This window comes from Streptomyces sp. NPDC086549 (assembly GCF_044746205.1).
Taxonomy (GTDB): Bacteria; Actinomycetota; Actinomycetes; order Streptomycetales; family Streptomycetaceae; genus Streptomyces.
In genome coordinates this window covers 301,781-324,371 of record NZ_JBIVBS010000009.1, presented here as the reverse complement: position 1 = coordinate 324,371, position 22,591 = coordinate 301,781, and the positions used below count along the sequence as shown (strand labels likewise).

The window sequence follows — 22,591 nt, the reverse complement described above, 5'->3', positions numbered from 1 at the left end:
GAATTGCTTTCCGTACCGCATGTTTCACCGCACCGGATAAATCCGGTCAAGGGTCAAGGGCCTGTCGCCAGGGCGGGAATTCGGGACCTGACAGGAACGCCCCGACCCGCACCGAGCCGGGGCGTCTGGGATGCCTCTCAGGAGCCGAAGAGGGAATTCAGGTCCACCAGCGCGGCCCAGTCGCCCTCGCGGAACTGCTTTTCCCAGGTGTCGATCTCTTTCTCCGAGATCTTGTACTTCTTGGCGACGTCGGCCTTCTTCACGTGCCCGTACTCCACGGTCAGCACGATCCGCAGTTTGTCCACGATCGTGAGCTCCGACTTGGGCTTGTCAGGCAGGTCGCCGAACGTGAGGCAGCCGGGCCTGCCGGGCTTGCCCGGCTCCCCCGGCTCACCGGGCGCACCGCCCTTGCCACCTTCCCCACCCCGGCCGCAGTGGGAATGGCCGGCCGGGGCCACCTGGCTGATGCCTGTGGTGACACTCGGCGACGCCTGGGCGGCACACGCAGTGCCGGTGGCGATGGCCACCGAGGCCACTGCCAGGACGAGCGGACGCCGCCAGTGAATTCTGGACATGGGGTTCTCCGTTTTCCTTGAGCGAGGATGTGCTCTGCGGGCGCTGCGCCGGAATGCTCCGGCTCCGCTCGCGGTGATCGATGGGGGCGGAGGTCGTGCGACCCCCGCCCCACCGGGGTGGACGGGTCAGAAGATGCTGCCGCCGCCGGCGCCACCGCCGCCGCCCTGGCCGCCGAACAGAATGCCGAGCCCGCCGGCACCGCCCTTACCGCCGTTGCCGCCCTCGAAGACACCGAAGCCGCCGTTGCCGCCCTTGCCGCCGTTGCCGCCGATGACACCGTCGCCGCCGCCACCACCGCCACCGCCGTTGCCGCCGAACAGGCCGGTACCGCCGTTGCCGCCCCTGCCGCCGTTGCCGCCGATGACACCGTCGCCGCCGCCACCACCGCCACCGCCGCCACCGCCGGTCAGGATGCCGTTGCCGCCGTTGCCGCCCTTGCCGCCGTCGCCGCCGATGCCCAGGACGCTGCCGCCGCCGGAGCCGCCGGAGCCCCCGCCGCCGCCGATGAGGCCGCCGCCTCCGTCGCCGCCGTCACCGCCGGCGCCACCGCCATGAACGAAGCTCACGGCGCCCGTGGCGGGCATCGGAGCGGCCATCGCGGCGGACGCCGGAAGGGCGATGCCCCCGGAGATCACCGCGGCCGAGGCGACGAGCGTCGCGAGCCGGAAGCCCCGGCGCTTAGGACGGCCGTCGTTATGCGTGTGAAAAATACGAGTCATTGTTCTTCTCCTACCGATACAGGGATTCTTCTGCGTGCCCCGAGAATTCAGGGCGACGGTCGGCGGACCAGTTCCTACTGGAATCTCGATTCCTTCTGGATATCCTCTCCGGATTTCCTCTCCGGTGAGGCCCGCACTTCAAGTACGCCCCATCGGCTTCACACAGTCACGTTCCGACGAGTCGTGACTTGACCAAGCGGGATCAATCGGGTAAAAGCCCACAGACGAGCCGCCGCGGTATCCCTGATCGGTCCAGTTGTGCTGCATGCGTGGTGGGGCCCGCCGACTACTGCCAGCCCCATCCGTACGTCGGCGGCGGGCAGTTGGGCGGACTGTCGTACCGCGTGGCCGACCTGGAGCAGTGGGAACCCTGGTTCATGTGACGGTTCGAATCCGTCTTCGTCCGACGAGCGTGTGCCGTCAGCCGCCGCTGGGGGGTTTGGGGAGTGCGCGGTGGGCGTACCAGGCTTCGAGAGCCTGGCCACGGGTGCCGGCCGGGTTCTGGCGATGCCACGCGCTGGTGAAGCGGTTGAACTCGAACTGCTCCTCGATCTCGCGGGGCCGGTCCGCGTCCGGGCGTGTGGCATGCCAGTGGGCAACCGCGTCCGCCAGGGTCCGGCCAGGATTCTGAGCGATGAAGTCGCGCATGAAGACGTCGAAGTGGAAGCCGGGACCGATCGCCTCGATGAAGAACCTCCGCAGGACCTGACTGCACCGCTGGCCGACCGGGATCACGGTGTCGCCGTTGACGGGCTCGGCCAGTTGCGCGGCCGCCGGGCGACGGCGGGCCGGGGCGGTCGGCAGCGGCAAGCCGTCCAGCGCCGCGGCGAGCCGGGCGGTGAGCGCTGCCTTGCCGCCATGCCGCGCGACGCCCATCGTGCGGGCGAGACCGGTGAGCTCGTCCAGCGTCCAGTACCAGCGCAGCAGCTCGGCACCGGTGAGGTCGGCCGTCAGCGGCGGCCTGCACTCGGCGGCTGTCGTACTGGTGTTCCAGTCCTCGTTCATGGCCGTCATTCTGCCGGGCTGCGTCCTACGGGTTCGTCCGTTCTGGTTGTGTCTCGGTGGGCCGTTCCTGGGGCTGGGCCGGTCGGGGCCGCCCTTGCCGATGTCGAGAACTCCTCCACACCGCGATGACCACCCTCGTCGCCGTCGCCGTCGCCGTCGCCGTCGCCGTCGCCGTCGCCGTCGCCGTCGCCATCGCCATCGCCATCGCGATCGCCCACCTTCACGCCGACGACCCCGATCCACCCGATCCACCCGACCTGCTCGATCTGCTGGACCTCCTGGAGCGGCGCGTCCTGGGCGTCGCCCAACGCGCCGCACTCGCCTCAACACTCCGCTGCCCCCGGCCGGATCCATCCCGGCCGGGGGCGGCGTGCGTTCCTGATCGCTTCCGCATGCCCGGACGAGCGTATGGAGACGACGAACATGTGGAGACCCTGTGGGCCGGCTGCCGCGTGCTGCCTCCCCGTGCAAGGTCCGGATTTGGGGAGTGCTGGTCCTGCGATCGCCGGACCTTGGGTTCCAGCGTCGTACATGGCCGTCACCACCTCGGAGAGAACGACCACCCGGCCACGGCCGCGGCTGTGGTACGACGTCATGTCGTTGACCCAGTCGTCATGTCCCGGGACGCTGTTTCCGATGGGATTGGCCGTTGCCAGCTCCCATCGCTTCACGGTGCGGTCGGCCCCTGCGGTCACGGCGACGGCACGTCCGCCCGTCCGCCCGCAGGCAATCGCCGAGATGCCGCCCTCATGGCAGGTGACAGGTGCCTCGTCTGCCTCGGGTTCCCACCGTCGGATCGTCTCGAATCGGCGCTGCCGGTGACGAGGCACGCACGGCCCTCCAGCCGTCCAAGAAGCACTGCGGTCACCGTGCCGTCGTGAGTGAAGGAGGCACCCGGTGATCCGTCCGCGGACCACAGCCGAGCGGATGTGTCAGAACTTCCGGAGGCGAAGCGTAGTGGTTCGACGGGGTCCGCACACAGCGCCATCACATGTGCGTTGTGCTCGGTCTGCGGTTCACCCCGTGCCGAGCCGTCAGCGAGATCCCATTGCCGGACCAACCAGTCGAATCCGGCGGGCACGACGACGTGGCGGCCCTCATGCCGGGTGATCGCGACCGCCCTTACCGCCCCCTGATGCCCGGTCAGCGGTTCGCCGAGGGCTGCGCCGGTAGCCAGGTCCCACCGGCGAATCGTGCCGTCGGCACCGCTTGAGACGACGATCATCCTTCCTGCAGGTATTCGGGCAGGTCCAGGTCGATGCAGACGTGACCGCTGCCGAGGGAGACCTGGCTCGCCAGCAGTCCCAGCACGGTTGCGCAGACAGCGCCCACCGCCATCGTCGGCGCCGTGGTTCGGGTGAGCAGGCCGGGCAGCAGCCGCAGCGCCCACCACACCACGGCCAGCATGACCGCGTCAGCGGCTCGATACAGCGGCCAGTCGCCGAGCGGCGTGGTCGCCGGGCCCGTCCAGCCGCCGAGGAGCAGCCACTCGCGCAGCAGGTCGCCGGGCTCGGACAGCAGCCCTCTACCGCCGCACGAGGTCTGGATCCAGGCCGCCACCGAGCCGTACGAAAGAATCACCAGCGACAGCGCGACCACCGCGGTCCCGACGCTCGCGGCCAGACGGGCAGCGTGCGGCGGCACACTTTGCCGGGGCAGCGGGTCCACATCCTTGGCGGTGGCACGCGCCACGAGCACCGTGAGCAGGGCAGTAAGCAGCGCTGTGAACACCATGACCGGCCCGCTCGACGCAATCACACCCGCCAGCTGCGGCAGGACGCGGTAACTGCCGTGCCCCCAGGATGCGATCAGCCACGGCGCGGAGACCGTCACGGCCACGTTCCGGCCACCAGGCCCCAGGCCCACAGAGCGAGCAGCGTGGCCGGCGTACGGCCCAGCGCCGGCGGAATCCTGCGGACCAGGAGCAGCGCGCCGGCCAGGAAGAACACGAAGACCGCCACGAACATGATCTGCATCGCGGTGCTGTACAGATCGGCATGCCCGTTCCCCTGCTCCGTGCGATGCTTGCCGGGCAACTGAGCGACCTCCGCGACAGCTGGGTCACATGATGACGTCCGCGTCGGGTGCCGACCGTGCCCGCCATCGTTGCTGCACCTCGTTGACGATCGACAAGGGTGGTGCCGGCCCGTCCGATCACCGTCCTGGCAAGATAGCGGCATGGAACATGTGCTTGGGATCGGTGGATACTTCATGCGGGCGGCCGACCCGGCGGCCCTGAGCGCGTGGTATCGCGATTGCCTGGGCCTGAACGCCGATGAGAACGGCTTGTGGCGTCAGGAAGTTGGGCCGACGGTGTTCGCGACGTTCGAGTCCGAAAGCGACTACTTCGGGTCCCCCGCCCAGCAGACCATGCTCAACTTCCGGGTCCGCGACCTGGATGCGATGCTCGCACAATTGCGCGCAAAGGGAGCGGACGTGGCCGAGGAAACGCAGGACATGGACGGTGTCGGTCGATTCGGCTGGGTCACCGATCCCGAGGGCAATCGGATCGAGCTGTGGCAGCCCGCCTGACCGCGTCTTCACGCAGGCGGTGACGTGCTGGTGGACCACCAGGTTCTCGAGGTGTGAACCTTGGTCAGGCCGGCGCCTGCGCCTGCGCACCGTGGCCGACGTGTCCGCCTACGCCGAGGCCGAAGACGTCACACTGCGCATCGCAGGGCACCGAAACCCAGGTCCGTCGGCCGAAGGTGCTACACCGGGACACACTGCGTGATCACCTGCCCGGTCTCTGACCGCGCCGCCGAACAAGCCGCCCGCCACCGGCCCGGCGCCGAACTCGTGCCGCCTTCCCCAGAGACAGCTGACACGTCCGACCCAAGTCACGTCGGCATGCCCTCGTAACGGCGGGGGCATGCAAGGACGTCAGCCGTCTCCGCAGGACGGGGCCTGTTTCACCGACAGGACGCCGGGCGTGCCCTCGGTGACGCCCGTGATCCCCAAGGGGCCGTCGCCATCGCCCACGCTCTTCACGGTCCAGTCGTCCGGCAAACGGGAGAGCCCTTCCGCGGGCCACAGGAGTAGATCGGCTTCCGACACGGGATCCGGCGAACTGTTGATGATGTGTAAGCGCTTGACGAACGGGGTCAGGTATTCCGTCCAGTAGGACACGCGCAGGGCCCGGGCACAGGTTTCCTGAAAGGCCGCCTGGTGCGCCTGCTCCAGCTCGCCCTGCGAGACGAGCGAGTCGTAAAGCGTGGACACGCCCGTGAGCAGCAGTCCCGCGAGAGCGGCGACGACCGCCGTGATGGTTCCGGCCCTGCCCCAGTCGATGCGGCGCCACCACCGCCGGAGCCCCGCCGCCCTCCGGGTCCGGGCTCGGACCCGGAGGGCGGACCCGGCCAGGTCTCGGCCGCCGCCCGGCCAGTCGTACCGTCGTCGCCGGTTGCCGGCCGCTGCCCGCCATGCCACCCTCCCCCTCGCGTCAGTGGGACAGTGAGGACGCAAGGGCTGTCTGCCCGGATGCGCTGCGCCCTACGACACCGGATGCTCGGTGGGCCCGTGGTGGTCGGTAGGCATCTCCTGCCCCGTCCCTCTGCCGCTTGGAGGAGCCGCGCAGTTACCTGAGGCGTCGCGACTCAGGCTCCCCAGTTGGGTCAGTGGCGCCCGCAGTTCCCCTCCGGCGAAGAGACGAGGCCTGTGCTCTGATCCTCGCCCGCGGGCCCATACGAAGCGCTGACCTGGTGACGGTTCTGACCTCCCAGATAGCCACGCTCGTCGGCTTCATCGCCGGGCCGCACGACGACCCGGACGCGGTGTTCACCGGCCTGATCCACGAACAGGTCGCCCGTGCACGCCGGCAGCGGGACGCGCGCAAGAGCGTCCCGGAGCAGCAGAGTGGTGGCGGCGGTAACGCACGACCGTCATGACAAGGCCGCCCAGGTCCCGGTCCGGCGCCAGGAAGACGCTCCGCCCACGGCGCCCCGGCCTCCGAGGAAGTGGGACAGGGCGCGGCGTTGCTGTTCCGCGCGGGCAATCTGTTCGGCGATGACGTCGCGGTCGACGTACTGGTCGACCGGGGCGAGGACCCTACCGCGGCGGCGCGCCCGCCGATGGCCCTGCCGTGCCCTCTCTCCCCCGGGTCCGCCGCTGTGCCGACGGCCGGGCGCGGCGCGCTGCCGAAGCACAACGATGAGCACGGCGATCAGTAGACACACCGCCATGAAGGCGACGTGCTGGCCGAACTACGACCAGCTGGGGCCGAAGACCAGTACGTCGAAGAGGCGTGTCAGGGCGTTGAAAGCGAGCAACGCCGCCAGCACCCCGACGCATCCCCAGCCGGAACCCTTTATTTCTGCCCCCTCCGCCGCAGCCGGGACCCGACGTAGGCGATCGCCGAGACGACCACGGCAAACATGACCGTGTCCTCGGCCAGGGTGCCCAGCGCGCTCATGACGGAGTGGCCGAAGGTGACGGCGGTCGCGAAGTGCGCGATCGCGATGGCGAAGAGCATGAGGGTGAAGCGCAGCAGCGAGAAACCCCGCTTCTCCCGGTCCCGCGTCGCCGTCTTCTCTGGGTTTTCCATGGCTTCCTGGCCCAGCCTCGACTTGGTCACATTGGTGATCAGTTCACCAGTCCGGAGAGGTGGAGATGCAGGCTGACCTTGTTGGCGACCTTCGTCTCGACCGTCTCCGCGGCCTTGGCGATGAACGGCCTCGCCTCACGCAGGAAGGTTTTTCCGGCACTGCTCTTCGGGAACTTCATGGTCGCGTACCCCAGCACTCCAGCGTGTTTCCACGTAGTGCGACACCGCGGAGGAGAGTCCCGAAGCTATCGCACTGCACAGGGCGAAGACCGCGCCCGCGCCCGCCATGCCGACCCTCGCCGAGCGACCGTACGCGAGAAGGGAACCCGGGAACTGTCACTGCGCGAACCGGCCCGTGAGGCCGGAGTCGGCCCGGCCGCACCGAGCCGCCAGTTCACATGTGTTGAGGCACGCGACCATCACGCACGAACTGACCGGCTGCCTCGACGACGTCGTCAGGGGCCGCGAAGATGCGGCGGAGTGAGCGGATTCGAGCAGGCGTGGCCACGCGAGGCGGCCGCACTCACGCCGGAGTTCGGTGCCCTGTTCGCTGACCTCGGCCAGCGGTTGGACGAGTGGGGTGTGCCGAAGGGCCGACCGTTTCCGATCAGCCCCAAGAGCGAGTAGGACGGTGGCCTCGCGGTCAACATCATCGAGTGCTGACCGGCGCCGCCACCGCAGCGCATCACAGCGTTCCGGTCGTCCCCTCCCCGGATCCGCTGCCCGCGAGCCACTCGTCCCATCCCAGGTTGAAGTCGGCGTAGCCGTTGTCGGCCGAGGCCTTGGCACGGGTCGAGCCGGTGATGGTGACGGGGTCGCCCTGCTTGACCTGGCCGTAGAACCACTTGGCGTCCGACATGGACAGGTGGACGCAGCCGTGCGAGCCACGGGCGCTGCCGCTGCCCGGATTGGGGTCGCCGGTCGAGAAGTGCACGTACGTGCCGGACTGGGTCAGGTGGACGTCCCAGGGCAGCGTCAGGTCGTAGTAGTTGGGGCTGCCCTTGTCGCAGCTGATGCCAACGCTGCAGGAGGTCATGTGGACCTTCTCCTGCTTGTCGATGACGGCCATCGTGCCGTTCCACGTCGGATACTGGGGGCTGCCCGCATTGATCGACAGGGTGCGGACCGCCGTGCCGTTGCGGGTCACCTTCATGGTGTGGCCAGTCACCGAGACATCCGCGCGCACGTCGTCGCCGACCTTGAAGGTGTGCGTGTAGGCGCGCACGCCGTAGCGTCCGTTGCCGTTGCTGACGCCCTTCATGTCAGCGTCGATCTTCACTGTCGTACCGGAGGGCCAGTACGCCTTCGGTCGCCAGTCGGCGCGCCTGTCACCGAACCAGTGCCAGGCGCCGGCCACCGGCTGCGAGGTGCTCACCTTCATGTGCTTCTCCACCGCGGCCCGTGCCTTTGCCGCCACCGGGTTCGTGAAGACCACCGAGATCGGCATGGCCACGCCGACCGTGGTTCCCGTCTGCGGGGTGATCGTCTCCAGCAGCATCGGCGGGCCCGCGGGCTTCGTCGGTGACGGAGAGGAGCTCGCACTCGGCTTGCCCGACGGCTTTGCGTCGTCCCCGCTCGCCTTGTCACTGCCGCCCCCGCCGCAGGCACTCGTACCCACCAACATGGCACCCGTGACAAGTGCGATCCCTATGCTGCCCTTGCGCCGTCCCACGCCTGCCCCGCTCTCTCGCTCCTCGGCCCTGACGGGCCCGACTTCGTGTCAGACAGCGAGGAGGTGGCCGCAGTTGCATGCGTCGTGTAAAGCGTGTCCCAAAACTCGGTGTGCACCGCCGGATCGGGGACGCTGAGGGACGCCACATCGCCGCCTCCCACCTTCACAGCGATGGAGTCGGCGCCGCGCGCCCGCCGTCGGCGCGTCTGAGCGGGCCTGCGTGTCGGCGGCGGCATGCGTGGGGGACGGACCCCGCCGACGACCGTACGGCCGTGTTGACCGGAGCCGGCCCACGTTACGGCCGCAGCAAGTGCCGCAGGTCGTCGAGCTGGGCTTCGGGGTGAGGCGGCTGGCCGAGCCGGAGACGTTCGAGAAGCAGCCGGGCGATCCGGTGGGCGTACCGATGGCGCGCTTCGACACGCCCGGCCGGATCACTCGGGATCTGCCAGATCACTCGGGATCGGGGTGAGCCGTCCTGAGTTCCCGGGACAGCCAGGCCGGGTCGACTTCGGTCACGGCCATCTGCCCGTCCATCTCCCAACCCTTCCCGTACGCCGCGGCGAAGGCTTCCTCGCCCAGCGCGGCCCGCCCCCGGCGGGTGAGGTCGCGAACCTGCCGATCGCTGCGGTCGTGAGCGCCGCGCAGCCGGGAGGCGGCGCCGAGCAGGACGGCGGCCTTGTGATACCGCCCGTGCGCCTCGGCGAGTGCGGCCGCGTTTACCGTCACCAGCGCCAGGATCGGCAGGTCCCGGGTCCGAAGCGCCGCCGCGTACGCCTTCGCCAGCGCCTTCCCCGCACCGGCCGGGTCGCCCGCCTCCAGGCAGAGCGAGGCCCGTGCGCTGCCGGCCAGCGTCCGCGCGTGGTCACCGGGGAACCGGGTGTCGCCGTGCAGACCCCGTTCGGCTCTGTCGAGCAGTTCGCGCGCCCGGTCCAGGTCGCCGAGCCGCACCCGGAAGACGGCCTCCCACGCGTCGACCAGGAACAGCATCTCCGGCGAGTCCGCGCGCAGCGCCCGCTCCCGGGCCGAGTCGACCATCGCGATCACCAGGTCGGTATCGCCGCGCCGCAGGTGCAGGTCGATCCAGCGCAGGTCGCTCAGCACCTCGTCGCCGACGCTCGACGAGCCGAACTCGCCTGCCAGCGACCGGGCCTCGCGCAGGTCGGACAGTGCGCCGTCGAGGTCGTCGTCGTACTGCCGCAGCTGGGCGCGCAACGGCAGCACGTTGGCCTGGCCCCAGCGGTCGCCGGCCTGCCGGAAACAGGCCAGGGCCGCCTCCACGTCGGTGCGCATCCTGTCGAGCTCGCCCGCGTTCTCGGCGAACTCGGCCCGGAACATGCGGGCCAGCCCGGACAGCCACACGTCGTCGCCGTCGGCCAGGTGCTCGATGATCGCGGGCGTGGTCTTCTCCCCCTGAAGGAACGCGAGCGGGAGCATGGTGAGCGCGCCGTACGGCCCGGGCAGTTCCGGGTACGCGAGGAGCCGGTCGGCCAGATCGCGTATCTCGGCCTGGTCGTCCGAGGCCTCCTCGGCGGTCGTCGCTGGCCGGGTGTGGACCTGGTTGAGCAGGTAGATCGCGCGGGCGCAGTCGCGGTCGGGTGTCGGCTCGCCGCCGGGCACCGCCAGTGCCTCGCCCAGCCAGTAGGCCGCGTTGGAGTGTCGGCCGGACATCTGCCAGTACCAGGTCAGGTTCAGGGCGAGAGCGACCGCGCCGGGGGCGTCGCCGGTGTCGCATCGCCTGCGCAGGGCGGCGAGCGTGTTGTCGTACTCGGCGCTGATGACTCGCATGGCCGCCAGCTGACCGGGGCCGCGCAGCTGCGGGTCGTAACGGGCCATCAGCTCGGCGAAGTAGTCGGCGGCCAGGTCGCGGACGGTGCCGAGGTCGCCTGTATCGGCGAGGCGGTCGGTGCCGTACTCGCGCAGCGTCTCCAGCATGCGGTAGCGGCCCGGATCGGGCGCGAGCTGCAACAGCGACCGGTCGACCAGGCCCGCGAGCAGCTCGGGGATTTCGGCGGCCGGCACCGCGTTGCCGGCGCAGACCGCGGTGGCCGCGGCCGGCGTGACGCCGCCGGGCAGGATGGAGACGCGTTCGGCGACCGTACGCTCGTGCTCGCTCAGCAGGTCCCAGCTCCAGGCGATGACCGCGCGCAGCGTACGGTGCCGGGGCAGCGCGGTGCGGCTGCCTGTGGTGAGCAGCCGGAACCGGTCGGACAGCCCGTCGGCCAGCTCGGGCAGCGACAGCGTCCGCAGCCGGGCCGCGGCCAGTTCGAGGGCCAGCGGCATCCCGTCCAGGCTGCGGACCACCTGCCGGACCTCGGGCAGCGTCGTCTCGTCGACCTCGAAGCCCGGGCGCACGGCCGCGGCCCGCTCGGTGAACAGGCGTACCGACGCCGCCCGCCGAGCCTGCTCGACGCCGTCGTCCGGGCCGGGCAGCGCGAGCGGGCCGAGCGGCACGAGCGCCTCGCCGTCGACCGCGAGGGGTTCGCGGCTGGTGGCGAGCACGCGCAGCCCGGAGCAGCGAGAAAGCAGTGCCGCGACCAGGTGGGCCACGGCGTCGATCAGGTGCTCGCAGTTGTCGACGAGCAGCAGGCTCTCCCGGCCGCCGAGCTGGTCGACGAGTACGTCCAGCTCGTCGACCTCGGCCCGCGCCCGGGCCTCGAACATCACGCCGCCGCGCAGCCCGATCCCGGCCAGCAGGGCCGCGCCGACCTTGGTCGGCTCGGTGACCGAGGCGAGGTCGATCATCCGGACGCCGTCGCGGTACTCGTGACGGTGGCTGCGGGCGGCCTCGACGGCGAGCCGGGTCTTGCCGGCACCGCCAGGACCGAGCACGGTGACCAGGCGCCCGGCGGCGAGCAGCATGTCGATCCGGGCTAGGTCGTCGTCGCGCCCGATGAAGCTGGTCAGCGGCGCGGGCAGGTTGGTCGGCCCGGTCTGCGCGGCGTCGGCGGCCGGGGCGGGCCGCTCGGCGCGCAGCAGGCGCAGGTGGCGCTCGCGCACGGCGGCGCCCGGGTCGGTGCCGAGGCCCTCGGCCAGGGTTTCGCGGACCCGCTCGTACACGGCCAGGGCCTCGGCCTGGCGCCCCTGGGCGGCGAGCGCGTCCATGAGCAGCGCGGCCGCCCGCTCGTGGACCGGCTGCTCGGCGAGCAGCGCGGTCAGGCGGGCGGCGGCCGCGTCGGCACGGCCCAGGGACAGCTCGGCGTCGGCGAGGTCGGCTACGGCCTCGACCGAGGCGTAGGCCAGCCGGGTCGCGACGGCGGGCGCCACCGCGGCGACGGCCGTGGGCTCGGCGCCGGGGTGTTCGCCCCACAGCGCCACGGCCTCGCCGAGCACGGCCGCCGCGGCATTCGGGTCACCGGCGCGCAGGCGGTCACGGCCGGCGGCGGCAAGCTGCTCGAACCGCAGCACGTCCACGTCGGCCGCGTCCACGTCCAGCCGGTAGCCGCCCGCGACCTGCACGACGTCGCCGGCCGAGCCGAGGGTCCGGCGCAGCCGCGACACGAGGGCCTGCAAGGCGTGGGCGGGGCCGGCCGGCGGGTCCTCGGCCCAGATCGCGTCGACCAGGACGCCCTGTGCGACCGCGCGACCGCCGGCGAGCGCCAGCCGGACGAGCAGCCCCTGCAAACGCGTACCCGGAACGGGCAACGCGTCGTCATCGCGAGACGCTTGTAAGGCGCCGAGCAGCGTGATGCGAAGCCGCGTATCCCCGTCCATCCCCCGATCTTCGCGCGCGCACCCTTGAGTCCCCAAATCAGTGCAGTGCGCCGGCTTTTCCCCTCTGTTCAGGGGCGCCACCTCCGTCAAAGACAGCCCCAGGCTCTCGTTGGCGCATCGTCACCGGCATGCTGCCGTGATCGGTCCGGCAGGAAGCCGGCGTCCCCGCCCGTACCGGAACGCGCGCCACCATGTGACGCCTGCCGGGTGCGCGAACGCGGCACTGACGCGTTGCAGTACGGGAGTGTCAGCGCCATGTGTGCCGCTGTCAGCGCCGCGTGTGCCCTGTGTGAGCGGCCCGCGTGAGTCTTCGAGTGCCTGACATTCCAGAGGCCGACCGGAGTTCACCGGGCGACCTCGATCCCGAAGGAGCCACCACCATGAGCATTCCTGTCACGATCATCGGCGCCGGACTCGGTGGACTCGTCCCGGAGGGCCGTCAGACGATGCGGGTCCTCGACCGGGACGGGACCGTCCTGATGGACAAAGCCGACGACTGCACGGGCGGACGCCCCGAGGTGCAGCGCGGCGAGCTGCGTCGGATGCTGATCGACTCGCTGCGGGTCGGCACGGTCCGGTTGGGGCGCAAGGTCAGCAGCACCCGTGCCGTCGGCGAGCGTCGCGACGAGGTGACGTTCGCCGACGGCGGCACCGCCGTCGCCAGCCTGCTGGTCGGCGCGGACGGCGCGGATGGCGCCGATGGCGCGGACGACGCGTGGTCATAGGTCCGGCCGCTGCTCTCCACCGCCACACCCGAGTACGCCGGCACGTCGTTCGTCGAGACCTACCTGTACGACGTCGACACCCGGCACTCTGCCGCCGCGAAAGCGATGGGCGACGGGTCGACGATCGCACCCACCTCGGTTTCGCGCACCAAGTCAAACGTTCTCACAGCCCTTCGGAAAGAGGAGTTCTCATGCATGACGTAGTAGTCGTGGGCGCTGGGCCGGTCGGTCTGTTCCTCGCCTGCGAGCTCGGCCTCGCAGGCTGCTCCGTCCTGGTGCTCGAGCGGGAGCCGAAGCCCCGCTCCCCGTGGAAGGCGAACCCGCTCGGGATGCGGGGCCTGACCGCCGCGTCGGTCGAGGCGTTCTACCGCCGCGGGCTGCTACACCCGCGGCTGACGGCCTCGGGCGTCCACGACGATCCCGACGCGAACCGCGACGCGGACGAGCCGTCACCGCCTCGCAGCGTGGGCCACTTCGCCGGCATGATGCTCGATCCGGCCAACGTCGACGTCGCCGCCCTGCCGTTCCGGCTTCCCAGCCCGGCGCTGAAAGGCGTGATGACCAACCTCGAAGCGGTCGAGACGGTGCTGTCCGAACAGGCATCCAAGCTCGGCGTGGAGATCAGGCGCGGCGTCACGGTCTCTGCCATCGCCCAGGACGGTGAGACCGTGGTCGCGCACGCCGGCGAGGACGAGTACGCGGCACGCTGGCTCGTCGGCTGCGACGGCGGCCGCAGCACGGTGCGCGGGCTCGCGGACTTCGACTTCGTCGGCACCGAGCCACAGTTCACCGGCTACGCCGTGCTCGCCACCATCGCCGATCCCGAGAAACTGCGCCCCGGGTTCAATCTGACACCGACGGGCATGTACCTGCGGACACCCGCGGAAGGGTACGTCGGCATGATGGACTTCGACGGCGGCGCGTTCGACCGCTCGCAGCAGCCGACTCGCGACCATCTCCAGGCAGTCCTGCGCCGTATATCCGGCACCGACGTGACGCTGAGCGACGTCCATCTCGCGTCGAGCTTCACCGATCGCGCGATGCAGACGACGACCTACCGGCAGGGGCGCGTCCTACTCGCAGGCGACGCCGCTCACATCCACTCCCCCCTTGGCGGGCAGGGACTCAACCTCGGCCTGGGCGACGCCATGAACCTGGGATGGAAGCTCGCGGCGACCGTGCGCGGGTACACGCCGGACGGGCTTCTCGACACCTACACCCGTGAGCGCCATCCGATCGGCGCAGGAGTGCTCGACTGGTCGCGCGCCCAGGCGGCGGCCATGAGGCCGGACCCGCATTCCCAGGCGATCCAAGCATTGATTCGCGATCTGCTCGGGACCCGTGACGGAACGACCTACGTGTTCGAAAGGACGTCGGGATCGTCGATCCGCTACGACCTCGGCAGCGAGCACCCGCTGGTCGGCCGCAACGCCCCGGACCTTCGTCTTCGGGACGGCACTCGTCTCGGCGACATGATGCAGGACGGACGAGGCGTCGCGCTCGATTTCAGCATCGACCGATCCCTGCATGGTTCAGCGACGGGCTGGGAAAGCCGGATCCGGTATGCGGCCGGGGCGGCGCGAAACGACATCGGATTGGGTGCCGTGCTCGTCCGGCCTGACGGCATAGTCGCCTGGGCAGGTGATCGCGACCCCGACCGTGAAGCGTTCGAGCAGGCCGCCAGGCATTGGTTGGGTGGCACGGAAATCTGAAGCAGCCACCTCGTTCCCTTCCGTTCCTGTGGGCGCTGCAAGGACGCGAAGGAAATCGTGAGCAGCCATGGATGCAACCGGTCCCGCTCGCCCTCGTGCCGAAGGGGAGCGTTCTCCGCATCGTCGGCGCAGCCGGTGCGGGCTTTCCACGCCCCGTGCCTCCGACCGGTCTTGGGCAGCTTCGTGTTCCGCATGAAGGGAAGCAGCCAAAGGTTCCACAGCGGGATCATCAGCCGCCAGAAAGTCGACGCACACATCCGATGGGGACTTACTCTCCTCAACCGAGTTTCAGGAGCACACATGACAATCACCCTCCGACCGGGAAGCACCGTGATGTTCACCGGCGATTCGATCACCGACTGCCAACGGCTGGAGAGCGAACAGCGTCTCGGATTCGGCTACCCGCTGCGCGTTGCGGGCGAGTGGGGACTCCGGCACCCGGACCGGGCAGTGACCTGGCTGAACTCCGGGATCGCGGGCAGCAAGGTCATGGACCTCGAAGCCCGATGGCAGGCGGACGTGCTGGACGCGCGCCCGGACGTGGTGTCGATCCTCGTCGGCATGAACGACGTCGGCTGGCACACGTACGCCCCGGACGGTTACGTGATCCCCGAGGAGGGTCTGATCCTCATCGAGCCGTTCCTCCTGCCGATTCGCGGCCGTGTGGAGGTCGGCGACACGCACTTCGGCGAAGAGGTCCGGAAGCAGTGGCGGGCCGACCTGGACCCGAAGATCCAGGTCGTGCGCGAGCTCGCCCGCAAGTACGGTGCGCACCTGCTCGCCGCCGACGGCCTGTTCGCCGAGCTCGCCGCGACGACCGGGCCGGAGTACTGGGCTGCGGACGGCGTACACCCGACACCGGCCGGTCACGCCGCACTCGCGGCGGCCTGGCTGCGCCTGGTCGCGTGACCGGGCCTCGCGATCGCCCGCGACACCGGCGATCGTGAGGAGTTCCGAAGAAGCAAAAAGGGATTGCCTCAGAGGGAAGGCTCGCGTTGGCTGGGCAGCATGGCTGAACTGCATACCGACCGCCTCACCCTGCGTAGATGGCGTGACTCCGACCTTGAACCATGGGCGGCGATGAACGCCGATCCCGAGGTTCGTGAGCACTTGGGCGACGTACTCACCCGTGAACAGAGCGATGCCTCTGTGGCATGGTTCCAGGCCGACTTCGACCGGCGAGGCTACGGGTGGTGGGCGGTCGAGGTGCGGGCCACAGGCGAGTTCATCGGCTTCGCGGGCTTGGACCAGGTGGATGACGGCATGCCGTTCACCGGAGTGGAGATCGGCTGGAGGCTCACCCGATCGGCCTGGGGCCAGGGCTACGCCACCGAGGCCGCGCTGGCAGCACTGGCCTACGGCTTCGACACGCTTGAGCTTCTCGAGGTCCTCGCTGTGACAACAGCCACCAACCTCCGTTCACAGGCTGTGATGCGCCGGATCGGCATGACCCGGGACCCGGCCGACGACTTCGACGACCTCACCGCGCCCGAAGGGCCACTGCGCCCGAACGTGCTGTACCGAATCGCCCGCAGTACGAGGATTTGACGTTCTCGGCCGGATCGCTTGTCGGCTGCGGATGCCCCCTCTTAGTCGGCCCTGTTTTCGTACAGCTACGACGAACCGCGTTCGCGCGCTGCCCGGCCGGGAGTCCGGTCCATACCTGCCGCACCGTGCCGACCGGTTGGGGCCGGCCGAGGGTCTCCCCCGAGATCGGGCTGGTGCCGTACGTCCAGGCCACGTCAGCAGGCGGCAGCACCGGCAGCACGATCACGGCGGACAGCGCGGCCGAAACGGCGGTCCCGATCATCAGGCCGCGCAACCGCTCCGGGCGCGAGTGCAGCCACCCGTCGAGTCCCACCGCGCCTGCCGCCAGCAGGCGCACGTACAGCCCGCCCAGGTAGTACACCTGCACTCCGGTCGTCACCGCGAACAGCACGAACAGCACGGCGTACGCGGTCACCAGGCACCGCCACAGCGGCCGGCCGGACCGCCACAGGAACCGCAGGCCCGGCGCCCACAGCACCGTCATCGTCATCGTCATCGTCATCGTCATCGTCAGGCAGGACATACCGAGCTGCCCCACGATCCAGGTGACGATGTTCCCCGCACCTCCGTGCTCCCCGTTCAGCGCCCGCGTCATCGGGAACATGGCCCAGCCGTGCCGCGCCTCCACCACAGGTCGGGCAGCATCAGCAGCACGGCGATCACCGCGCCCGCGAGCAGTCGGCGGTCGGCCGAGGTCCGGCGGGCCGGGCCGAGCAGCGCCGCGGCCAGCAGAACGGTCCCGAAGATCGCCGCGAGGTGGATCGCGATCGCCGCGAGCAGTTGCGCCCGCCGCGCGCCGCCGAACTCCCGCGCGGTCAGCCCGCCCACCACCACCGTGCCCGCGACGGCGAACACCCGCCGGTCCAGCGGTGCGATCCGCCCGCCGTCTTCCCCGGTCCTCCCAAGCGGCCGGATCGTGGCGAATCGAGCGGCCCTGCCGGGTGGTGGTGAGTCGCTCCGCGCCGCGCAGGGCGGCGGCGTGGACGGAGACGGTGGCATCTGCTGTTGTCTGACGGAGCGTCAAGATGCACTGTAGTAACGGATTTACCGCCAAGCCAGCCTCTACCGTGATCATCCCGACTGCGGCGGCTGCCCGTGGAGCGGGAGGGACGACGGTTTCCGAACCCTGCCCATGTGTGTGTCAGAGCGGCGGAGTGCCGTCGCCGAAAGTGTCGATGTGCCGGTGCTTCCCCCTCGGATCAGATCACTCGAACCTGATCGCTCATCCGAAGCCGCACCTCCTCCGATTTCTTGAGTCATCGTCCCCCGGAAAACGTGCGTGCGTACTGGATCTCGGCCGTGCCAGGATGGCGTCGGGAAGCGAGGTCTCATGGACATGTCAAGGCGATTCCGCCTGGCGCTGGTCGCGTGGGCGGCCGGCGGAGCGGAGGCGGGTGTGGCCGCCGCGGTGGCGCGGGAGCTTGCCGGCGGTGTGCGGACGGTCGTGCTCGTCGAGGGAGGCAGTGATCAGGTAGCGCTCGAAGCACTGGCCACACGCTACGGTCGCGACCTCGGTGCAGAAGGCGTCGCGGTAGTACCGCTCGGGGGTGCGATGAGCATCGGGCGTTTCCTGGACGTATGTGGCCCTCAGGGGCTCGACCTGCCGCTGGCCGGTCTCTGCGACATCGGCGAGGAGCGGCACTTCCGGCGTCATCTTGAGCGGGTCGGGCTCGGGCCCGGTCTCACGCACGCCAAACTGGAGACGTTCGGGTTCCACGTGTGCGTCGCCGACCTGGAGGACGAGCTGATCCGCGCTGTCGGGGCCGAGGGCGTGCAGCAGGTGATCGAGGCCCAGGGCGAGATGCGCCCCTTCCGCACCTTTCAGGGCCAGCCGGCACAGCGGGAACGGCCCGTGGAACACCAGCTGCGGCGCTTCATGGGCACCCACAGCGGTCGCAAGGCGCTGTACGCGCAGGCGCTGGTCGCGCACCTGCACCTGGAGCGTGTTCCCCGGCCGTTGGAGCGCCTCCTCACGCATGTCTGACACGGCCGACGCCAACACCAACGCCAACGCAGACGCCAACACCGTCGCCGTGCCGGCGTGCGGCCCTGCCCGAGCATCGGAGGACCGGCGTCGCTGGTCCCCTGTCGAGCCGTCGGTGTCCGGTGCCTGAGGCCAGCAGCCTGGCCTGCTCCCATGGCGACCCGCGCCCGGCGTTGAGGAACTGTCCGACATCGACTGCGGCCCGGAGCGCGACGCCCCAGGCCGGACGAGGAAGCAGAACTGCTCGTCGCTGCGGGAGGTCGCCTGCGGCGGCGCAGCGACGCACTTGCCCCACCCTCGAACACCCAGCAGTCGGGCCGGTCACTCTGGACTGCGATGTGCTGACCGACGGCGACTCCGAGCTCAAAATCGTGATCACGACCGCCGCGTCTGACAGCCCTGACGAGACCAAGCTCCGGCTCGCCGAGATCGCCGGCCCCACGCAACTTCGCGCGTAAAGGGAGCGGGCGCGCGTCCCCTCCAACGCCGCAGCGCGGCCCGACGCCCCTCGCCCCGCGCACGCACCGCGCCGCGAAGTCCGGCAGCGACGAAGAGCACCCACTGCCCGAACCGATTGCCCACCCCGGTCCTGGTACCCCGCGGATCGAGCGGGCCCCAGTGGCTTGCCTGAGCAGGACGGGCGGACGCGGAGCGCGCCCACGTCCGGCGAAACCTCGGACAACCTTGCGCGGGCGGCCGCCGATGCCCTCCAACTGGGGAGAGGTCGCGACCAGCACGCTCGTCGCGGCGCCCTGGGCGATCGTCTTGAACCGGAACGGCGCGCCCTGGATCGAGCCGAACTCCCCGGCCGCCTCAAGGGCACGCAGCTGTGCGGCCTGCTCCGGATCCATGTAGCGCGACAGGTTCGTCGACATGATCACGCCGGGGTGGACGGCATTGGCGGTGATCCCGTCAGCAGCCCAGCGGCTGGTCGCTCCGGCGGCGAAGAGAACGTTGGCGGTCTTCGACTGCCCGTAGGCGAGCCACGGGTCGTAGGGGCGGGAGGTGAAGTTGATGTCGTCGAACTCGACGGGCGAGGCGTGGTGGCCGCGGGAACTCAACGACACGATCCGCGCGTTGCCGGCCGCCGCGAGTGCGTCGTGGAGACCGAGCGATGTGCGGAGTGCCTCGTCTGCTCCTCGCTGAGACGAATCGTCTACTCGTGCTGTGGATCTCCGCGTATGGATCGTTCATGGCCTGGCGCCACCGGGAAGGAGCGCGCCAGGCCGGCCGGGCCGCCACTTACACGGCCTGGCTGAGTGCCTGGAACTCGGCGTCGCTCAGGGTGATCTGTGCGGCCTGGGCGTTCTCCTCGACATGAGTCAGGCGGGAGGTGCCGGGAATGGGGAGCATCACCGGTGAGCGATGCAGCAGCCAGGCCAGAGCCAGCTGGGATGGGGTCGCGCCGTATGTCCTGGCGAGCGTGTCCAGCGGGCCGCCCGGTCGTGCCAGCCGGCCGGTGGCCATGGGGAACCAGGGGATGAAGGCCAGGTTCTCCCGCTCGGCGTAGTGCAGTACGTCCTCGGCCTGGCGGTTGGCGAGGTTGTACAGGTTCTGCACGGAGACGATGTCCGCGACGGTCCGCGCTTCCTTGATCTGCGGGACCGTCACCTCCGACAGGCCGATGTGGCCGATCTTGCCTTCCTTCTGCAGCAGGCGCAGCTCGCCGATCTGGTCGGCCGGCGGTACCTGGGGGTCGATGCGGTGCAGCTGGTAGAGGTCGATGCGCTCCACGCCCAGGTGGCGCAGGCTCAGTTCGGTCTGCTGCCGGAGGTATTCGGGCCGGCCCAGGGGCCGCCAGTCACCCGGGCCCGAGCGGGACAGCCCGCCCTTGGTGGCGATCACCAGCCCCGCCGGGTAGGGGTGCAGTGCCTTGCGGATGAGCTGCTCGCTGACGAACGGGCCGTAGGAGTCCGCGGTGTCAATGAAGTTCACGCCCAGCTCGACGGCCCGGCGCAGCACGCGCACGGCCTCCTGGGGATCCTTCGGTGGACCCCACACACCGGGGCCTGTCAGCTGCATTGTTCCGAATCCGAGCCGGTTGACCGACAGGTCGCCGCCGAGCCGGAAGACTCCGGAAGCGTCGGCAGGACGCGAGGATTCCTGTGCCATGGTCTGTACTCCTTGCTCTCGGGTTGGCGTCTGAACGTGGTGAGGACCAGCGGGTATGGCACGGACCGATAGCCCCGAGGGGGACGGTCGGTGCTCATGGGCGGCCCTGCTCAGGACCGGGAGCGGGATGTCGCGATCACTTTCGTGTCCTCTGCTCGGCGAAGGGCGGGTCGGCGGTCCGTGTGGATGCGGTACTGCGTGAGCAGTCCGACGGTGGCGGCGGCGATGACGGCGACGCCGTAGCCGAGGACGGTGTTCAGCAGGCCGAGCGGGGCGATCAAAAGCCCTGCGATGAGCGCCGGTACTCCGAAGCTCAGGTAGGCGACCAGGTAGACGGCTGCGAAGAGTCCGGCCCTCTGGTGGGGCTGTACGAGCGGGGCGACGGTGCGGATGGCGCCGGAGAAGGAGGCACCGACGCCCACGCCGCCGATGAGTCCGCCCAGCCACAGCAGAGGGAGTGTTCCGGTCGCGACACCGGCCATGTTCACCGCGGTGCCGAGCAGTACGCCCGTACCGCCGATGAAGACGGTGCCGCGTGGAGTCAGACGGCCGAGGAAGAGGCCGGCCACGGCGGCCGCGGCAGGTTGGATGAAGGCAGTCGCGCCGTTCAGCAGACCGCTGTGCAGGCCCAGCAGGTCCCGGATGATGGTGGGCACGAGCCCCATGAACAGGCCGGCCAGCATCCACGCGGCCATGTGAACAGGAATGCTTGCCACGAACTCACGGCGTGCGGTCTGAGGGACAGAGACGCGGGGAATGAGGGAACGCACCGCGCCGGAACGCTTGGCAGCGGTCTCCGCGGAGTAGGCGGCGACCCCTGTGCCGACGGCCATGATCACTGCGAGGGCCGTGAACACGATCACCGTCGCGTGGCTGCTGAACTGGACCGCTGTACCGGTGAGCAGGGCTCCCAGGCCCAGTCCCCCGGCCGGAGCGATGCTGGTGATGATCGTGCCCAGCTTCTTGCGGTGTTCCGGGGCGTGTTCCACGACCGAGGCGGAGAAGGCGCTCGTTGCCGCACCGGTGGCGATGCCCTGGATGGTGCGCGCTGCAACGACCCAGCCGATGTCCGGGGCGAAGACGAACAGGAGCATCGCCCCGAGCTCCACCAGGAGCGACCCGACCAGGACGGGCCGACGTCCGATGTGGTCGGACAGGGATCCGGCGACCAGGAGGGCCGCCAGCAGGCCGAGCGCGTAGGAAGCGAAGGCAACCGTCAACACCCAGGCGGGAAAGTGCCACTGCTGCTCGAAGACGACCAGCAGCGGAGTGGGCGCGCCTGCGGCCACATAGAGCGCCGCGAGCACGGCGGCCGACCCGGCGAACGCCGCGGAAGGCGCAAGCAGCCTCCGGGCGGGGGCAGGCTCAGGGCTCATATGGACCGGGCTGCGGTCAATCCTTGATTCGACGAGGCGGAACACTTCAAAGCCCCCTAAGGCCAGGATTTGTGCTTTAGGGGCAGCATAGACCTGCGGAAGGCTTAACGCAAAGCCCCGTGCGTTACCGTGGGCCCATGGTTACCGAATCCTCCCCGCGACGGCGCACCGGCGGCCGCAGCGCCGCAGTACTGGCGGCCATCAGGAAGGCCGTCGAGGAGCTCATAGCCGAACGAGGCAGTGACGCCATCACCATCCCGATGGTCGCGGAGCGCGCCGGAGTGAATCACTCGAGCATCTACCGGCGATGGGACGACGCGCGCACCATGATCAACGACCTGGCGACCTACCGACTCGACCCCGAGCGCGACCTCCCCGACACCGGAGAACTGCGGGCCGACCTGACCGCGTGGGCTCAGGAGCTGATCAGCCACTACAGCATCCCGGTGAACGCCGCCATCCTGCGGGGCGGAGCCGCCACGGCAGGCGAGAGCGAGGCGGACTGCCTGCGCGACCGACGGACGGAGGCAGCCACCTTCGCCGCCCGGCCCGGCAGCACCTTCAGCGGCGACGACGTCATCGATCGCGTGGTGGCCCCCATCATCTACCGGGTGATCTTCCTCCCCTGGACACTGTCCAAGGTCGACGCGCGCACCTACGTCGACGATCTCTGCAACCAGGACTCCTGACCCCCGCCTCACCACCCACTCCACACCGGTCGCGAACCACCCGGCCCACAGCCGATCTCGGCACCCCCGGAGGAGCCACCGACGAACCGCCCCGGAGCTTGAAGCCCAGAAGTTTGCGTTAAGGCGAGGAGCTGCTAAGCTCACTCTAAAGCGCAAATCTGTGCATTAGGTGGCGGATGATGCCGCCTGGAATGCGACCCGGCGCCCTTCCCGCGGATC

The 22,591-nt window shown here is 70.0% G+C and carries 24 protein-coding genes and 3 pseudogenes; 11 read left to right on the top strand and 16 right to left on the bottom strand.

All coding sequences use genetic code 11. The features are described from left to right. Positions 1-137: 137 nt before the first annotated feature. The 6 genes and pseudogenes from ACIPSA_RS27895 to ACIPSA_RS27870 form a co-directional block, all read right to left on the bottom strand. On the bottom strand, positions 138-575 hold the full coding sequence (locus ACIPSA_RS27895; protein ID WP_402639184.1) for a helix-turn-helix domain-containing protein: 438 nt from the start codon (positions 573-575) through the stop codon (positions 138-140). 126 nt (positions 576-701) lie between these two features. Beyond that, positions 702-1,295 carry a hypothetical protein gene (locus ACIPSA_RS27890; RefSeq protein ID WP_402639182.1) on the bottom strand — a complete coding sequence of 198 codons (594 nt, stop codon included), beginning with the start codon at positions 1,293-1,295 and terminating at the stop codon, positions 702-704. 420 nt (positions 1,296-1,715) lie between these two features. Then, positions 1,716-2,300 (bottom strand): DUF6434 domain-containing protein, encoded by a 585-nt coding sequence (locus ACIPSA_RS27885; RefSeq protein ID WP_402639180.1) that lies wholly within the window; start codon positions 2,298-2,300, stop codon positions 1,716-1,718. Positions 2,301-2,305: 5 nt separating this feature from the next. Further along, the gene (locus ACIPSA_RS27880) at positions 2,306-2,608 is read right to left on the bottom strand and encodes a hypothetical protein (protein WP_402639178.1); all 303 of its coding nucleotides are present in this window, start codon (positions 2,606-2,608) and stop codon (positions 2,306-2,308) included. A 383-nt stretch (positions 2,609-2,991) separates the two neighbouring features. Further along, positions 2,992-3,525, bottom strand: coding sequence for a hypothetical protein (locus tag ACIPSA_RS27875; RefSeq protein ID WP_402639176.1), 534 nt, complete (start codon positions 3,523-3,525; stop codon positions 2,992-2,994). A 59-nt stretch (positions 3,526-3,584) separates the two neighbouring features. Further along, positions 3,585-4,291, bottom strand: a pseudogene (locus tag ACIPSA_RS27870) (hypothetical protein); the annotation flags it as partial. A 187-nt stretch (positions 4,292-4,478) separates the two neighbouring features. On the opposite strand from ACIPSA_RS27870, the gene ACIPSA_RS27865 reads away from it, so the two are divergent. After that, positions 4,479-4,832, top strand: coding sequence for a VOC family protein (locus tag ACIPSA_RS27865; protein ID WP_402639174.1), 354 nt, complete (start codon positions 4,479-4,481; stop codon positions 4,830-4,832). 351 nt (positions 4,833-5,183) lie between these two features. Here the strand turns inward: ACIPSA_RS27865 and ACIPSA_RS27860 are convergent, their stop codons facing one another. Next, a complete protein-coding gene (locus tag ACIPSA_RS27860) occupies positions 5,184-5,522 on the bottom strand; it encodes a hypothetical protein (protein WP_402639172.1) in 339 nt (112 codons plus the stop codon). 479 nt (positions 5,523-6,001) lie between these two features. On the opposite strand from ACIPSA_RS27860, the gene ACIPSA_RS27855 reads away from it, so the two are divergent. Then, positions 6,002-6,187: a hypothetical protein gene (locus tag ACIPSA_RS27855; protein WP_402639170.1), complete on the top strand. Its 186-nt coding sequence runs from the start codon at positions 6,002-6,004 to the stop codon at positions 6,185-6,187. Positions 6,188-6,256: 69 nt separating this feature from the next. Beyond that, complete coding sequence (locus ACIPSA_RS27850) at positions 6,257-6,469, top strand: hypothetical protein (RefSeq protein ID WP_402639168.1); 213 nt, start codon at positions 6,257-6,259, stop codon at positions 6,467-6,469. A gap of 137 nt (positions 6,470-6,606) precedes the next feature. Here the strand turns inward: ACIPSA_RS27850 and ACIPSA_RS27845 are convergent, their stop codons facing one another. Next, the gene (locus tag ACIPSA_RS27845) at positions 6,607-6,843 is read right to left on the bottom strand and encodes a hypothetical protein (RefSeq protein WP_402639166.1); all 237 of its coding nucleotides are present in this window, start codon (positions 6,841-6,843) and stop codon (positions 6,607-6,609) included. 38 nt (positions 6,844-6,881) lie between these two features. After that, on the bottom strand, positions 6,882-7,022 hold the full coding sequence (locus ACIPSA_RS27840; protein ID WP_402639164.1) for a hypothetical protein: 141 nt from the start codon (positions 7,020-7,022) through the stop codon (positions 6,882-6,884). A gap of 301 nt (positions 7,023-7,323) precedes the next feature. Between ACIPSA_RS27840 and ACIPSA_RS27835 the strand changes: the two genes are divergently transcribed. Continuing rightward, on the top strand, positions 7,324-7,470 hold the full coding sequence (locus tag ACIPSA_RS27835; RefSeq protein WP_402639162.1) for a hypothetical protein: 147 nt from the start codon (positions 7,324-7,326) through the stop codon (positions 7,468-7,470). Positions 7,471-7,528: 58 nt separating this feature from the next. Here ACIPSA_RS27835 and ACIPSA_RS27830 read toward each other — a convergent pair whose 3' ends face one another. Then, the gene (locus tag ACIPSA_RS27830) at positions 7,529-8,467 is read right to left on the bottom strand and encodes an Ig-like domain-containing protein (protein ID WP_402639160.1); all 939 of its coding nucleotides are present in this window, start codon (positions 8,465-8,467) and stop codon (positions 7,529-7,531) included. A gap of 358 nt (positions 8,468-8,825) precedes the next feature. Between ACIPSA_RS27830 and ACIPSA_RS27825 the strand changes: the two genes are divergently transcribed. Then, entirely contained in the window at positions 8,826-8,984 is a 159-nt protein-coding gene (locus ACIPSA_RS27825; protein ID WP_402639158.1) for a hypothetical protein, read from the top strand. Here ACIPSA_RS27825 and ACIPSA_RS27820 read toward each other — a convergent pair. Beyond that, positions 8,966-12,136: a BTAD domain-containing putative transcriptional regulator gene (locus tag ACIPSA_RS27820; RefSeq protein WP_402639156.1), complete on the bottom strand. Its 3,171-nt coding sequence runs from the start codon at positions 12,134-12,136 to the stop codon at positions 8,966-8,968. The two genes, ACIPSA_RS27825 and ACIPSA_RS27820, sit on opposite strands and share 19 nt — an antisense overlap. A gap of 509 nt (positions 12,137-12,645) precedes the next feature. On the opposite strand from ACIPSA_RS27820, the pseudogene ACIPSA_RS27815 reads away from it, so the two are divergent. From ACIPSA_RS27815 to ACIPSA_RS27800, 4 genes and pseudogenes are all read left to right on the top strand, one after another. Further along, positions 12,646-13,083, top strand: a pseudogene (locus ACIPSA_RS27815) (FAD-dependent monooxygenase); the annotation flags it as partial. 59 nt (positions 13,084-13,142) lie between these two features. Continuing rightward, entirely contained in the window at positions 13,143-14,663 is a 1,521-nt protein-coding gene (locus ACIPSA_RS27810) for an FAD-dependent oxidoreductase (protein WP_402639153.1), read from the top strand. Positions 14,664-14,963: 300 nt separating this feature from the next. Then, a complete protein-coding gene (locus ACIPSA_RS27805) occupies positions 14,964-15,572 on the top strand; it encodes a GDSL-type esterase/lipase family protein (RefSeq protein WP_402639151.1) in 609 nt (202 codons plus the stop codon). Positions 15,573-15,671: 99 nt separating this feature from the next. Beyond that, the gene (locus tag ACIPSA_RS27800) at positions 15,672-16,211 is read left to right on the top strand and encodes a GNAT family N-acetyltransferase (protein WP_402639149.1); all 540 of its coding nucleotides are present in this window, start codon (positions 15,672-15,674) and stop codon (positions 16,209-16,211) included. On the opposite strand, the gene ACIPSA_RS27795 is transcribed toward ACIPSA_RS27800, so the two are convergent. Together ACIPSA_RS27795 and ACIPSA_RS27790 are read right to left on the bottom strand one after the other, a co-directional pair. Further along, positions 16,144-16,815: a hypothetical protein gene (locus tag ACIPSA_RS27795; RefSeq protein WP_402639147.1), complete on the bottom strand. Its 672-nt coding sequence runs from the start codon at positions 16,813-16,815 to the stop codon at positions 16,144-16,146. The two genes, ACIPSA_RS27800 and ACIPSA_RS27795, sit on opposite strands and share 68 nt — an antisense overlap. Continuing rightward, positions 16,803-17,066 carry a hypothetical protein gene (locus ACIPSA_RS27790; protein ID WP_402639145.1) on the bottom strand — a complete coding sequence of 88 codons (264 nt, stop codon included), beginning with the start codon at positions 17,064-17,066 and terminating at the stop codon, positions 16,803-16,805. The genes ACIPSA_RS27795 and ACIPSA_RS27790 overlap by 13 nt, the downstream gene beginning before the upstream one ends. Before the next feature lie 475 nt (positions 17,067-17,541). Between ACIPSA_RS27790 and ACIPSA_RS27785 the strand changes: the two genes are divergently transcribed. Further along, positions 17,542-18,195 (top strand): TOPRIM nucleotidyl transferase/hydrolase domain-containing protein, encoded by a 654-nt coding sequence (locus ACIPSA_RS27785; RefSeq protein ID WP_402639143.1) that lies wholly within the window; start codon positions 17,542-17,544, stop codon positions 18,193-18,195. 692 nt (positions 18,196-18,887) lie between these two features. Here ACIPSA_RS27785 and ACIPSA_RS27780 read toward each other — a convergent pair. The 3 genes and pseudogenes from ACIPSA_RS27780 to ACIPSA_RS27770 form a co-directional block, all read right to left on the bottom strand. Further along, positions 18,888-19,304 (bottom strand): annotated as a pseudogene (locus ACIPSA_RS27780) (oxidoreductase); the annotation flags it as partial. Positions 19,305-19,437: 133 nt separating this feature from the next. Continuing rightward, positions 19,438-20,307, bottom strand: coding sequence for an aldo/keto reductase (locus ACIPSA_RS27775; protein WP_402639141.1), 870 nt, complete (start codon positions 20,305-20,307; stop codon positions 19,438-19,440). A gap of 110 nt (positions 20,308-20,417) precedes the next feature. Further along, complete coding sequence (locus tag ACIPSA_RS27770) at positions 20,418-21,683, bottom strand: MFS transporter (protein WP_402639139.1); 1,266 nt, start codon at positions 21,681-21,683, stop codon at positions 20,418-20,420. Between the two features lie 137 nt (positions 21,684-21,820). Here ACIPSA_RS27770 and ACIPSA_RS27765 point away from each other — a divergent pair, with 137 nt between their 5' ends. Further along, positions 21,821-22,372, top strand: a complete 552-nt coding sequence (locus ACIPSA_RS27765) for a TetR/AcrR family transcriptional regulator (RefSeq protein ID WP_402639137.1) — start codon at positions 21,821-21,823, stop codon at positions 22,370-22,372. The last annotated feature ends 219 nt before the right edge of the window (positions 22,373-22,591 follow it).